Source organism: Chitinophaga sp. HK235 (assembly GCF_018255755.1).
Lineage (GTDB): Bacteria > Bacteroidota > Bacteroidia > Chitinophagales > Chitinophagaceae > Chitinophaga.
In genome coordinates, this window is sequence record NZ_CP073766.1 from 7490965 (window position 1) to 7505264 (window position 14300).

A 14300-nucleotide genomic window follows, 5' to 3' on the forward strand; every position below is an offset into this window, starting at 1 on the left:
TTCGGTTAGGAAACGGGCAGGGCAGTGGACAGGAAGTCAGCATAAAAATCAGGTACCGCACTTTTTCGTATAGCCTGTACAGTTTGCATGATATCGTATTCCACGCTGCGGATGTTGGCCGTCAGTAGTTCTGCAAGCGTAGGTGCGTTGGTGTTATGAATGGTTAACTGCAGGTAGGCGGCCTTTCCGTGGGCTTCCCGGGTCCTGCCTACGGAGCCGGTGTTGATAACCAGTTGTTGATCATTGTTGATACTGCGGATATAAGGGAGATGGGTATGACCGATGATGAGCACGTTGGAACTGAAGGCATCCATCATTTCCACAAGGGCTGCTTCGGGATGTGTTTCGTAGAGATAGGTTTCGTTGCTGTGGGGGCTGCCGTGGGCGAGGAGGATATTGAGGTGGGCAAATCTGAGTTGCAGCAGTGCGGGCAGTGACTGCAGGAAATGCTTGTTTTCCGCGGTGATGGTGTTTTTGGTAAGCTGGATCGTGTCGGCGCGGGCGGCTTGTTCGGCCGGACTGTGTTTGGCCAGTGGGAATACGGGCAGGTCAAAGGCGATTCGTTCGTCGTGGTTGCCCATGATGGTAGGGATACGCAGGGAACGTATCTTTTGTATCACTTCATTAGGCCATGGAGCTGCGTCTGTGAGGTCTCCGAGGCAGTAGACCTGATCTGCTCCGAAGCGGGAAATATCTGCCAGCACAGCTTCCAGGGCTGGCAGGTTGGCATGTATGTCACTGATAATGGCCATCTTCATCGTTCTTCAATTTTATCTGACAAAAGTAAAAAGGGAGGGAAAGCAACAATGGTATAAATCGTAATAATTGTGGTAAAAACTAATATATCCCAGGGCTTCAGCGCTACGGTCACATATGGGGTGACATTATTATCCAGGGGTAAAAACTAATATAGCCCAGGGCTTCAGCCCTGGGACGCGATAATAGCGATAAAAACTAATATATCCCAGGGCTTCAGCCCTGGAGAAAAAAATCCCCCTGCGTTGCTGCAGGGGGATGATATCATGTGTAGTGATCTTATGCCCGTTTGGCCATGGTGACCTTTTTAGCGTCGGCTTTTTTATAATCTCCTCTGGAGAAGAATTTTTCTATCAGGCAGTACAGGAGAATAAAAAAGTAACGGCTGCCCATTTCCTTGATCTTCAGTTTGGACTCTCCGTGCTTGCGGTTGTGCCAGCTGTTGGGCACGATCGCATAGGAATAGCCTCTTACGATGGCCTTCAGGGGGAGTTCCAGCGTCAGGTTGAAGTGATGGGACAACAGGGGTTGCAGGCCCTGAATGGTTTCTTTCCGGTATATTTTAAAAGCGTTGGTGCAATCGTTGTATTTGAGGGCGAACGTGTATTTCACGATCGCGTTGGCCATACGGTTGATTATCTTTTTCACGAAAGGATAGTCCACCACTTTGCCTCCGTTGCTCCAGCGGGTACCAAATACGCAGTCATAGCCTTCCATCAGTTTGTGATAGAACTTCAGCAGGTCATCAGGAGAATCGGAGAGGTCGGCCATCATAATGGCTACACAGTCACCGGAAAACCGCGCCAGACCATAACGGATAGCATTACCAAAACCGCCGGGGCCGTCGTTGTTGTAATATACCAGCGTGTCCATTTCGGTGCTCATCCTGGCGAGGATGTCCTCCGTCGTATCTCTGGAATGATCGTTCACCACCACGATCTCGTGGTCGATACGGTTTTCCTTCAGTTTGGCATATAACGTACTGATTGTTTCCTCTATGCTTCCCTCTTCGTTATGCGCGGGAATGACTATACTCAGTTTCATCTATATGAACGGTATTTTTTTGTTGTTCTTTAAAAAGATTAATCAACACAGCCGTATAGGATATAACCATGGCCAGGGAGAACAGCGAGTCCATAAACTCTGCCTCTGACGGTATCATTTTGCCCATTATACGGCTTACTATTCCCAGTACGATATAAACGAGTCCGATGCGGATACCATGTAACGGATAGCGGGTGCCGATGATGGCCACCACACATAAAAAGCCGATGTTCATCCTGTCAATGGAACCGGCATTGAGCATCAGGTCTACAAACAGCATCAGGGCGCTGCAGCTGATCATCACCATGCCGATCTTCCTTTTGTACACCGCTACCAGATTGATCGCGATGAATATCACCAGCCCTGCTTTCCGGATCAGCTCCCAGTGATCAGGGGCCAGGCGGTAACTCAGTATCCATATGGCACTGTGCATTGGTACGCTGTCGATGTTATCATTCAGGCGGGTATTCATCATGGAAAACACTTCCGGCATATAAGGCAGGAACCATACGAGGCAGGCGGCTATCGACAGCACTACGTACAGTATACCTTTTCTGAGTTGCGTTTTATCATAAAACGGAACACCTCTGTCCAGTATCTCAAAGAGGCAGAGCGGCGCGATAAATGCGCCCAGTCCTTTAAAGGCAACAGCCATGCCCAGTAATACGGCGCTGAGCAGCAAACGTTTTTCCCGCGCAAAATAAAAGGCGCCCAGCATCAACAGGATCTGCAGACCTTTCTCCTCAGGAATAAGAGCACCCCATTGTAACAGAACAGGATTGAAGATACCCAGTCCGGCGATCAGTATGATCCGGTACCAGGTGTTCTCTATCTTCCAGTATTTAAGGATGATCTGTGCGATGAGCACTGCCAGGAGCGAATCAAAAAAGACAAATACCAGCCGGTATAAGAGCCCGTTGGCAGTAGAAAAGGAATCGATAGCGCCATAGAACAACAGCGACAGCGGCAGGTTGCTGCTGGCATAGTCGTCCCAGCGTTTCTGTTCTTCGTCCACATAATAGTGATAGGCCACACTGTCGGTGCGCAGCGCGTTCCGTACATCTACTTTCTCCTGATGGTTGTAGGGGTTGATGCCATGGCTCACCAGCTGTCCACCGTCCATATAAATACATATGTCAATGTTGTTTGCTTTACCCGGCGTTTTAGCAATAATGGCCACTCTCACGGCCATTGCCAGGAGAAAAACAGCCAGTAGACTGGTAGTGGCTGTATTCAGCAACCTTTTTATCGTATTATACACGTTTGGTCATTTCGGTGAATATCTGATGAAGTGTGCTTTCCAGATCGTATTTATAAGACCATTCCGGGTAGTCTGTCTGGAATTTTGATACATCGCTGATGTACCAGATATGGTCGCCGATACGGTTGGTCGGACTGTAGCTGTAGTTCATCTTTTTACCGGCGATAGTTTCGCACATTTGGATGGCTTCCAGCATGGAGCAGTTGGAGAACCGGCTGCCACCGGCATTGTAGCAGGCACCTTGTTTAGGCTGCTGATAATAATGCCAGAACATGTTCACCAGGTCGTAACTGTGGATATTGTCACGTACCTGTTTGCCGTTGTAGCCGTATATCGTATAGGCGTTGCCGGTAATGGCGCATTTCATCAGGTAGGAGAGGAAGCCGTGGAGCTGTGTTCCGGAGTGGTTAGGGCCGGTCAGGCATCCACCTCTGAAAACACCTACGTTCATCCCGAAGTAGTTGCCATACTCCTGAGCCATAATATCGGCGGCTGTTTTGGAGGCGCCGAAGAGGGAGTGTTTGGTATGGTCGATGCTCATTTTCTCATCGATGCCTTTGGCATGATAGGGGTGGGAGGCATCAATTTCCCAGCGTGTTTCCAGTTCTACCAGTGGCAGGTAGTTGGGGTTGTCGCCATATACCTTGTTGGTAGAGGTGAAGATAAACACGGCTTTAGGGCAATGCTGACGGGTGCATTCCAGGAGGTTCAGTGTGCCGTTGGCATTCACGCTGAAGTCAGTGAAAGGCTCACGGGCGGCCCAGTCGTGGCTGGGCTGAGCGGCCGCATGTATGATCAGGGCAATGTCCTGGTTATATTCTTTGAAAACTTTTTCTACTTCGTTGTAATCTCTGATATCTACAGACAGGTGTTTATAGTTGGGCAGGTTTTTCTCCAGGCGAAGGGTATTCCAGCTGGTGGCGGCATCTTCCCCGAAGAAGTATTGACGCATATTATTGTCGATACCGATGATCAGATCAAATTTATCGGAAAAGAAGGTGGCTGCTTCGCTGCCAATAAGTCCGCCGGCACCTGTGATAATGGCAATTTTCATAAATGTGATTAAAGAATGTGTTTAAGATGGTTTTCATTTGTTCTCAGCCAGTTCAGAATGTCAGTGATGAGCTGTTCTTTGGTGGCCACTGGTCTCCAGCCTGTCATTTGTTTGATCCGGGTGCTGTCGGTGATAAACGTTTTGATATCTGCCGGTCTGGTTTCGGGTACCTGTTGAATCGGTACTTTGTTGCCGGTGATCTCCTGGCAGAGTGCCGTCAGTTCAAGCAGGGAGGTGCTTGTTTCGCGGCCACCGCCTACGTTGAGGCATTCTCCGTCTACCTGGTCCATGTGATGGATCTGATAATCGATACAGTTAAAAAGATCTGCTACGTGCAGTACGTCGCGGGTTTGTTTGCCGGTGCCACCAAAACCGATATAGCTGAGTGGCTGTTTCCAGAAGTGGCGGGCTACCCAAAGGCCTACTACGCCCTGGTCGGATTTGCCCATCTGCCATGGGCCGGAAAGCAGGCCGCAACGGTTGATAACGGTGCGTATTCCGTAAAACTGCCGGTATTCCTGAATAAAGTATTCTGCCGACAGTTTGGTGCAACCATACAGGGAGCGGTAACCATCCAGCGGAAAATCTTCAGCCAGGCCTTCAGGGCCTACGCCCTGTATAATCTGTTCCTGCGATATTTCAAACCGGGTTTCGGTTTCAAAGGTCGCTATTTTTTCAATCTGGTTAATGGGGTAGATACGGCTGGTAGAAAGGAAGATAAAATCGGCTTTGTTTCTGGCTGCGAGGTTCAGACAGTTGATAGCGCCTACCAGGTTGGTGTTGATCAGATAGTCAGGGGCAGAAGTGATGCCCGCCAGTACGGAGGGTTCTGCGGAGGCTTCAATAATCAGGTCAAGTGCAGGCAGCTGGTTAAGGTCTTCTGCCGAACGGATATCTCCGTGAACAAACTCCACGCCTGCTTCTTTTAATCTCACCAGGTTCAGCTCAGAACCTCTTCGTTTCAGGTTATCCAGCACATAAAGCTTATACGCAGGATATTTTTCTTTTAACGCTATAGCCAGATAAGATCCTACGAATCCGGCCCCACCTGTAATCAGGATACTTCTCATCGATGTGTTTATAAATGATTGATTGCCGGAACCAACCGGTACTGCAGTACAGATCCGTTGCTGCAGGTATGGTAGTCCCCGCTGTATTTTTTATTATACTACTGTACTCGGATACAACAGTATATGCTTTCGTGTTAGTCGTTGGTTTGCAGATGCATTCAGGCTCATGGGACAAGGGGACATTCACAATTTTTTGTTGTTGATGATCGCCTCATATTGACTCGTCATACTCGAAAATTGATGTTATTACCGGGTTTTTAATTGAATTTTAAAAATTGGTGATAAAGATAACGAGTTGTTTGTTACAATACCTTTCCGTTTTTGTATTAGTTTTTCACACTAGATAAGTTTATTGGATAAAATCGGTAAGGTAGAACCGGAAAAACGTGTATAGGAGAGGGTTAGATGGAAGAAGACAGTAGAAGGAAACGCAAAAACAGGCAGGAACGGTTAAAAAGGCCGCCGGACATAAATTATCATGAGTCAGACGGACAGGGCTCCGACCCTGCCCGTCTGAGGAGTAATAGTTTTTATTTGGCAGGGGTGATCACCAGTTTACGGAACTCAATAGGACCGTGGTCGCCCTGGATATAGATAGGGCCTGGTTCTCCTTCACGGCTATCGAGAGCGCCACCGGTAATGCCGGGTATTTCTTGGTTGCTGATTACGGTTTTACCATTCACCACTACCGTCACCATTCTGCCGATGAGGGTGATGTCATAGGTCTGCCACCTATCGGGGCCCAGGGCTGCAATTTCACTCGGCGTCAGGAAGCCATAGATACCGCTGAACAGCACACTGGAAGGATGTGCGTCGCTGGGACTGTCTTCAATCTGCACCTCATGACGGCCTCTCAGATAGATGCCGCTGTTGCTGCCTTTCTGATATCTGAACTCAGCATGCAGCTTGAAGTCCGTAAAGGTCTGTTCGGAGATCAGGTTGGCGCCGGAATGCGGGCTGGTGAGAACACCATCTTTTACTATCCACTGGTTCTTATCGTTGCTGGGTTTCCAGCCGCTGAGGTCTTTGCCGTTAAACAGGTTAATCGGTTTGCCCCATATCGGTGCGCTGGTCCTTTTCAGATAGGGCGCTTTTACCCCTTTCCAGTTGTATTTTTTACCCTCGCTGGTGGTCATAGTACCCTGAATACCGGCATCGGTCAGTTCGCCTTCAATGACGAAGTCCTGGTTGCCGCTTTCCCACTGGGGCGGAATCGAAAAGCTGAATTTGCCGTTGTCAAAGTTCACTTTGGCTACCGGACGGGCAGAGCCGGAAGTACCTACAAAATAACCCACCAGGGTACGAAATCCTGACAGCTTTACTTCCAGCCAGGAAGGTGCGGATTTGCCGTTTTCATCAATCGTGATGTCCCAGCGCCCGATCAGGGCTTTGGGATCAGCAGTGGTCTGCGTGGTGCCGGGAAGTGTCCGGCCGGTTGAAAATACAGGGGCCGTGGTGCCCAATGTCAATAAACAACTCATTCCAAATACCAGGATGTTTCTGCGCATATGTATCATGTTTTTCTGCTACTATAAGCATGTTGAGAGAAAACAAGATAAAAGCTTATTTACTGTTATACAAATAATAAAAAAGAATAATATTTTTACTGCGATTTTTTACTATTCTGTTTTAGGGAGATGATCAAACTTTGCCCTGACAAATGTTTTTTTATGCAGCAGTGGACTGTCAGAGCGCAGGCAGCATGCTTATGCTGCTTTGCTGACGATTGCGCTGATGCATGGCCTTTTATCCTACCGCAAACACAGACGGCTGATGTGTTTCTGCTGTCCAATTAAGCCTGAAAAGCCCTATCTTTAAAAGGATACAACTATAACCACTACCTTATGGTCGTTACTTATGCGAGCCCGCCAGCGCCGCCATTACAACGTTTTATCAAACGTTATTGTCTCAGAGAGATAGATACAGCTGGGGCAGACCTGCTCAAACCTCTTTTTGCAGATGATAACTCCATCCTGGCATTGTCACTCACGGACACGCCTGTATGGTATCATACACCCGCTGCCTCAAGACTGGTGGACCTGAGAGACCGGCACCTGTTTGGGTTACAGACGGCTTTTAATGGTTATCAGGTCTTTAATGGCAAATACAAACTGTTGTGTATTGAGTTTAATGCCAATGGTTTTTTTTCGCTCTTTCATGTGCCGATGACGTATGTGAGGAATAACCTGTGGCGTTTTGATGATGTGGTAGGGCAGAATTTTTTTTACCTGAGTGAGCAGTTATATGGGATGCAGGATTTTTTGGAGATAGTATCGCTCATGGATACGTTTTTTATGCAGGCATTCACCTGTACAAAGGCACCTGGTAAATATACCGCGCAGATAGCCTGGGCTTATCGTCAGCTGGTGGGCAATTACGCAACAGAGGTTAGTTCGCTGGCCGGGATGGTGAATATGAGTCTGCGGAATTTCGAGCAACAGTTTACAGCGCAGATAGGGATGACCCCTGTATTGTTGAAGAGAATCAAAAGATTTCACGGCGCTGTGGCGTTGAAAGCACAAAACCCTGATCAGTCATGGACTTCCATCGCCTATGACTGTAATTATTTTGATCAGATGCACCTGATCAAGGATTTTAAAGTGTTCAGTAGTATGTCACCGAAAACTTTTTTCCGGCAGATGCCACCGCCACAAGAGCGGGTGGTATTGGTCGGATAATCCCTCCTTATTTACTTCACTACAAACTGCAGGCGTTTGCTGAATACACCCATGGTGGAAACGCCTTGTACTACACAAACAAATACGCCGGGGAGATCATCTGAGCGGAAGGAGAAACTGGCGTGACCTTCCTTGTCGGTGTTGATCAGATAGTTCCAGTACAAGGTGGTGTTATAGTCCGGTATGGCGGAAGTGTCTGATGCTATTCTGAATTCCGGTGGCTGGTATACCGGTTTTACTTTTTTTACATAGCCTGGTTCCTGTCCGTGAGGGGGCAGTTTTGCTTTGGCGGCAGCTGTTTTGGGGGCTGGTACCGGATGTATCTCCATTTCTTCGCGGGTAAATATTGTGCTGTCTTCCATGTCTGCAAGGGCATAGGTGTAGTTGACCTGTGCCAGCTGATGGTTGATTCTTTCTATATCATTCAGAAAATTTATTTTAAACTCAGATTGATTGCCTTTCACGATGCTGAGAATCACGTCTGGCTGTCCGGGGTTACTGATGAGTTGATAGGAGTTTAGCCCGAAAATACCGTCTTTATTGGTTTTCAGGGTGATCATCTCATTGTTTTTCATGAGCAGCAGGGGGATGGGTTTCTTTACTTTTTTGGATCCTTTGGTAACGAAACCACTGACAGGATTGAGCTCCTGCTGGGCAGTAGAGAGGTCTATCTGGCCGGGGAGTTTGTACTGATCTATGTAATAGTAGTGGCAGATGTCCCAGTGGTCTTGTCTGCGTAGTCTTCTTTCGCATACGCAGGTTACGGAGAAGAGTCCCTGTATGGCTTTGCCGGCGGTGTCGGTAAGTTCTATTTTACAGTTGATTACACTTCTTTTGTTATAGGTGGCGGAATCGGTGGTGAGGTTAATTTTAAGGCCGGCATCCGGAATTTTGGCGATGGTGGAGCGGGGGCTGTCTGTCGGTGTTTTTTTGATTTTATAGGAGGGCTGGTTGGGTTTGCGAATGGATATCCATTGCTGGAATTCCTGTTCATGGCTGTCGATGATGTAGTTGTTGGTATAGCCAACGAGGGCGTAATCGCCGGCAGGGAGGCTGTCGGGCAGTTCCAGCATGCCTTTGCAGACGGCCCTGTCGAAGGCGAAGCGTTCGTACAACACTGGTTTGTGCGTGTTTTCATTGATCAGCGTGACAAACAGCGTGTGGTAGGGCAGGGTGTCTGTAGCCTGGATATTGAGCAGGTAGCCGGTAAACCATATTTTTTCTGCCGGCATATAGATGTGTTTGTCGGTGTGTATATACAGGCCGGTAGAGTTGATCTCTCTGTTTTGTGCAAAGCTGTGCAAGCTCATGATGGCAGCGAGCAGAAGTAGTGCGTTTCTCATAATGGTTTGGTTAGAGTGGAACAATACAGATTGTCAGTTTCCGGTGAGTGAAAGAGGAACCAGCAAAGCATTGAGTTACTTCAGGCCCTCCGTTATTAATACAATACTACTGCCTAAGATGTTGTATCCTGTTATATTTTCTGTAAAAATGATGCATTAACGGACGCATAACATACGGTGGTTTTTCTGATGGGCTCACTTTTTATAAAAAATCCTGTGATTTTTCTGATTGCTCATAAAACAAGGACCGTAAATAGTTCATCAATACTAGCCCAGGGCTTCAGCCCTGGGAGCAAAAAGAGGCTGTATCAAATGGATACAGCCTCCGGGTTTTATTGAGTGAATGAAGTTTAATGTGTTAGTAGCAGTCGCTTTTACTGCCGGCGTAAATTGTATTCCGGCCCGGAAGTCATCGGGGTTTGCATACTGCGGTCATGCATCTGGATAGTATTGTCATCGATAACTGTAAAGGTGGTGCCTCTGTCTGCCAGGTTTCTGTAGGCGAGTGCAATTTCCTTTGACTGGCTGTTGTAGCTCCATTTGCCAATATTCTCCATTTCGTGTTCCGGCTTGCCTTCTTTGGAAAGATAGGCCTCTTTCAGACTGAAAGTAGAGTCGGTGTTGAAGGTGATAGAAACGTCGCGTTTGGTGGTACCACCGGGAATGGTCCCTTTGAATACGCCGGCATTAAAGGCGGCCGTTTCCATTGCAGGTGCAGGAGTGTTGGCCATAGCATTGGGTTCTTCTTTTTTTGTGGTATTGCCTCCTTTACAGGCAATCATCATAGCGGCAGCAACAATACAGAAAGCGGGAAAAAAGCTTGCTTTGTTCATACAGCTGTGTTTTAAGGAGATGAGTATTGTAATGTAAACAGCCGTACAAAGTGGTTTGTTGTCCGGATCGAACGATTTTATACTAGTGAACAGATGATTTGGAAAATACATTCACAATAATGACACCTGCAATGATAAACAGCAAACCAATAATAGCAGGAGTGTCCAGCTTCTGCTTGAACGCTACCAGGCCAATGATGGATATCAGTACAATGCCAAGGCCCGACCAGATAGCGTAGGCTATGCCTAAGGGTATCTGTTTTAAGGTAACACTTAAACAATAAAAGGCAATGCTATACCCCAGTACCACCAGCACCGAAGGCCATAAGCGGGTGAAGCCCTCAGAAGCTTTCAGTGCTGAAGTGGCAATCACTTCCGCTACAATGGCGATGGATAACAGTAAATATTTCATCAGCATTTCATTTGCAGCTAAAATACTGGTAACACTGCTGAAATAAAATTTTTTATCTGATGAAAGAGAAGGTGTGCAGGAATATTTATCTGAAAGCGTGTATGCTTCAACGTTATTAAATGTATTAAGGGTAAAATAAGAAGGGCTGACCGGGTTGAAAATGCCTGAAGGCACTATCAACTGGTGGTCAGCCCGGTTGTATCCGGTGTTAGGGTGTAATCCCGGAGATCAGGTTTATTTCATCATGACTGGTACCGGCTGTTCTATCAGCTTTTTCAGCATGATATCTGCCGTCTGCAGTGCGCCTTCTACCCAGCCCTGGGCGTCGGAGTAGGCTTCTCCGCAGATGAACATCGGACAGTCAGCGAGCGGATGAGCGATTTTATCTCTCACTTCCCAGCTCTTAACGCCGATATTCCAGCTGTTCCAGCCGCCACCATAGGGATCTTCACCCCAGTCACGATAGGCAGCGCTTTTTACCAGCGGGGTACGTTCGATGTCATGTACCTGGGCAAGCTGACGGGATAGTTCTTCCACCATCCTTCTGGGGGCAGAATACTGGGTCCAGTCCTGGTTCAGGCCAAACATGGCCAGGCCTTTGCGGACGCCCAGTTTGTCGTCTTTGCCGACATAGGGATCTGTCAGCGTTTTGGCTCTGCCGATACGCCATGCGAGTGAACGTTGTGCGCGGAGCCCATCCCAGAAACCGGTATTGTCGCCATCGTCATAACTGGCGAGCAGCATGGCTTTTCCCTGCGTTACAGGCTCCCCGTTGTCTGCCGGCCAGTAATAGGTTTGCCTTACGGGGATGTCTGTTACAGTGCGGCCTGCCACTATCGGAGGATATGGCGGGGCGCTCACAATCTCTGTCCACCAGGGACTGTCGTAGGTGCTGAAGAGTTTGAATAAGGGCCTGCCGGTAACGCTGGCGATCAGTGGCTTTATCTCCTGCAGTTTGGGGCAGTTGGGCGCCAGCAGGTCGAGCGAACGCCGGGGCATAGCCAGGATCAGCTCCTTGGCGATAACGGTCTCCTGACCGAAGTAGAGCTCAAAGTAGCCGTCTCTCCACTCAAAGCCTTCCAGCTTTTTGTTGAGGGTAATGGTGCCGCCCATCTCTTCAAACAGTCTTGCCAGTGTGATCGGCACCTGTTGGAAGCCATTGGTAAAGCCTTTGTACACAGGAGCAACACCAAAGTCTGACAGGTACCAGGGGATGGCGTCGGCAGCGTTCCAGTTGACCAGCGTAGAGTCGTAGCCGCCGGCATCCAGGTTAAACTGGTAGCCTTCACTGCTCATTACCATATACAGCAGGTTCCAGAAGCCCCATTGGTAAAGCGGTACGCCGTCATATTTGGCGGTCTTCACCATCTCGCGCCGTTCTGCATCAGTGGCTTCCACGATGCCGGGAACAGCTTTTTCGATGGCTTCCACGATAATGGCGCCAGGGGTCTTGCCGTATTCACCTTCAGGCAACACGTAAGGTACCTTCGCAGGGTCCTTGGTGAAGTCTTCCAGGCGCAGGTATTTGCCACGGAGATAGGCGATATTCTGTGGCTCGTCTACCGGGAAGGGATACAGCGTGATCTGCTCTGCTGCCGGCAGTTTGCTGTTCAGCACATCGATCAACGCTTTAATAAGGGGTTGTACATCTTCGAGTATACGCATGCCGCCCAGCTCTGCTATCATGTTGTCGATGCCGGGAGGTCTTACCGACAGCAGCCGGCCACCGATATGGTCAGAGCCTTCAAAAACGGCGATCTTTTTTTTGTCGCCATATTTCTCTTTCAGTTTCCAGGCGCTGTACACGCCGGAAACGCCGCCGCCAATGATAGCGATATCCAGTGTTTCGTTTGTCATAGGACTATTTTTATTGGTTATAAGAAGGATTTAAAAAATTGCAGGCATATTGGCCGGAACATGACCGTTGCCATTTCCCCTGCTTGCAGCTTCTTTGGCCAGCTGGGCGGTAACGCCGTCGCTGTGGAAAACGTCGAGGGTGGGCTGCATAAAATAGTGTTTGTTGATCTCTGCTTCCCGGACAATTTTGGAAGTATCCGTTGGGGTTACCGGCGTATCCTGCGCTATGCGCATATCCAGTATGTAAGAGGTCTTGTTGTTTAACACATGGTCGACCGCTTTTTCGATAGCAGCTTTCACATTATCGGGCGTCTCCACTTTTTCACCGCTTTGACCACCGAAAGCCTGTGCCAGGCTTACATAGTTGATGACAGGAGCTTCCAGCCGCAGATAGGAAGGGTCCATGGTTTTGGGATGCCATTGATAACCGGGCGCTTCTCCATAGGCAGACACCACCTGTTGAAGTCCCATCTGCAGGGTGTGGTATTCGTGGTTGTTGGTGATGATATAGAGGATGGGTAGTTGTTCGTGTGCGGCGGTCCACCATACTTGCGGGTAAAACAGTGCGGAGCCGTCGCCTACCGCATTGATGACCAGCTTAGGTGTGATGCCCTGAACAGTGGTTTGTTCCAGTTTGATACCGATGGAGGCCGGCATAGACCATCCCAGCGAACCACCAGCCACGCAGTAATAGCTGATTGGTTTGGCACCGGTGGTGCCCAGGGGCAGATAATACTGGAAAGGAGCACCGTCAGAAACAGCTTCATGCACATACACGTATTTGTCTACGAGGCCGCGTTTTTCGATAGCCTCCTTCAGGGCGCTGGCGATCACTACGCTCCATATTTTTTCTTCCTTCATGGCACTTTGCAGGTAGGCTGCCCAGTTTTTGGCGCGTTCGCCATCCATCACTTTCATCTCCTGGTTTCTTTCGGCCGCACCCTGTGGAGGTTTGGCTTTCACGTACCGGTTCAGGAGGGGCAGGGTGGTTTTGATATCGCCGAAGATGGCGGCTTCGCCGTAATAGTTTTTAGCGATGTCCCAGGTGTTGTTGGTAAGATATATCTGTTTGAGGTGTTCGGGGAAGAGGGGACCATCGGAATATTTGAAGACGGCCAGTTGTGCCTGTGCACCAAAGCCTACGAGGAAGGCCAGGTCATGTTTATTGAAGATGTCCTGTATGGCGCTCTGGCTGCCGGGCAGCTCTCCCTGCCAGTGGTAGTCGTTGTTGGGGAAATTGGCTACGCTGCTGAATGTCTGTAATACCACGGGTGCGCCGGTCAGCTCGGCAAGCTCCTGCAGTTCGGGCCATGCGTCTGCGTAACCTACGGCATCACCGGCTACAATAACCGGGCTTTGGCTGGCGGCAAACAGCTCTGCAGCCTGACGGATAGTGGCGTCGTCGCCGGTAAAATGCGGAGAGATACGGGTGACACCTTTTACCTTGTCGGTATCCCTGATGGCCACCATGGTAAAGTCCCAGGGGATGGAAATAAATACAGGACCGTTAGGAGGTGCCATCGCTTCCTTAAAAGCCCTTTGCAATACCAGTGGTATTTCGGCGGGGGTACGTACTTCATGCGCCCATTTGGTATACTCACGGGCCAGTTCTACCAGATTGGAGGCGAGCAGTGGTTCCTGGGTAACCAGTTCGTTCTGTTGCTGGCAACAAAGGATCACCAGTGGCATTTCAGAGCGGTAGGCATTGAACAGGTTGCCAATGCTATGAGCAATACCGGGGGTGACATGAACCACCAGTACGCCGGGTTTACCGGTCATACGGGCAGATCCCATCGCCGCACCGATGGCAATGTTCTCGTGCAGGCATTCGATGTATTTTACACCGTTAACCTCGTAACTGGTACCGTCGATAATAGGGATTTCATTAGTACCGGGCACACCAAAGATGTAATGTATGCCCAGGTCCTTCAGAATGTCGAACACGTAGTCCCGTGTCCAACGGGTCACGTTGGAGGAAGTTTTAGCCATAAG

At 49.0% G+C, this 14300-nt stretch carries 12 protein-coding genes; 1 reads left to right on the forward strand and 11 read right to left on the reverse strand.

From position 1 onward, the window contains the following. Positions 1 to 5 precede the first annotated feature (5 nt). The 6 genes from KD145_RS28820 to KD145_RS28845 all read right to left on the reverse strand — a co-directional run bounded on the left by KD145_RS28820 (position 6) and on the right by KD145_RS28845 (position 6693). Positions 6 to 758 carry a metallophosphoesterase gene (locus KD145_RS28820; protein WP_212003262.1) on the reverse strand — a complete coding sequence of 251 codons (753 nt, stop codon included), beginning with the start codon at positions 756 to 758 and terminating at the stop codon, positions 6 to 8. A 277-nt stretch (positions 759 to 1035) separates the two neighbouring features. After that, a complete protein-coding gene (locus tag KD145_RS28825; protein WP_212003263.1) occupies positions 1036 to 1800 on the reverse strand; it encodes a glycosyltransferase family 2 protein in 765 nt (254 codons plus the stop codon). Further along, positions 1769 to 3061: a hypothetical protein gene (locus KD145_RS28830; RefSeq protein ID WP_212003264.1), complete on the reverse strand. Its 1293-nt coding sequence runs from the start codon at positions 3059 to 3061 to the stop codon at positions 1769 to 1771. Before KD145_RS28830 ends, KD145_RS28825 begins: the two co-directional genes overlap by 32 nt. Further along, entirely contained in the window at positions 3054 to 4115 is a 1062-nt protein-coding gene (locus tag KD145_RS28835) for an NAD-dependent epimerase/dehydratase family protein (RefSeq protein WP_212003265.1), read from the reverse strand. The genes KD145_RS28830 and KD145_RS28835 overlap by 8 nt, the downstream gene beginning before the upstream one ends. An 8-nt stretch (positions 4116 to 4123) precedes the next feature. After that, positions 4124 to 5185, reverse strand: coding sequence for an NAD-dependent epimerase/dehydratase family protein (locus KD145_RS28840; protein ID WP_212003266.1), 1062 nt, complete (start codon positions 5183 to 5185; stop codon positions 4124 to 4126). Positions 5186 to 5715: 530 nt separating this feature from the next. Beyond that, the gene (locus KD145_RS28845; protein WP_212003267.1) at positions 5716 to 6693 is read right to left on the reverse strand and encodes a DUF1080 domain-containing protein; all 978 of its coding nucleotides are present in this window, start codon (positions 6691 to 6693) and stop codon (positions 5716 to 5718) included. Between the two features lie 336 nt (positions 6694 to 7029). On the opposite strand from KD145_RS28845, the gene KD145_RS28850 reads away from it, so the two are divergent. Beyond that, entirely contained in the window at positions 7030 to 7863 is an 834-nt protein-coding gene (locus KD145_RS28850) for an AraC family transcriptional regulator (RefSeq protein ID WP_212003268.1), read from the forward strand. An 11-nt stretch (positions 7864 to 7874) separates the two neighbouring features. Here KD145_RS28850 and KD145_RS28855 read toward each other — a convergent pair whose 3' ends face one another. From KD145_RS28855 to KD145_RS28875, 5 genes are all read right to left on the reverse strand, one after another. Next, positions 7875 to 9206: a hypothetical protein gene (locus tag KD145_RS28855; protein ID WP_212003269.1), complete on the reverse strand. Its 1332-nt coding sequence runs from the start codon at positions 9204 to 9206 to the stop codon at positions 7875 to 7877. 374 nt (positions 9207 to 9580) lie between these two features. Next, a complete protein-coding gene (locus KD145_RS28860; RefSeq protein ID WP_212003270.1) occupies positions 9581 to 10039 on the reverse strand; it encodes a copper resistance protein NlpE N-terminal domain-containing protein in 459 nt (152 codons plus the stop codon). A gap of 82 nt (positions 10040 to 10121) precedes the next feature. Next, the gene (locus KD145_RS28865) at positions 10122 to 10454 is read right to left on the reverse strand and encodes an SMR family transporter (protein ID WP_212006882.1); all 333 of its coding nucleotides are present in this window, start codon (positions 10452 to 10454) and stop codon (positions 10122 to 10124) included. A gap of 231 nt (positions 10455 to 10685) precedes the next feature. Then, entirely contained in the window at positions 10686 to 12308 is a 1623-nt protein-coding gene (locus tag KD145_RS28870; protein ID WP_212003271.1) for an FAD-dependent oxidoreductase, read from the reverse strand. Positions 12309 to 12338: 30 nt separating this feature from the next. Further along, positions 12339 to 14297 carry a thiamine pyrophosphate-binding protein gene (locus KD145_RS28875; protein ID WP_212003272.1) on the reverse strand — a complete coding sequence of 653 codons (1959 nt, stop codon included), beginning with the start codon at positions 14295 to 14297 and terminating at the stop codon, positions 12339 to 12341. Positions 14298 to 14300: the final 3 nt, after the last annotated feature.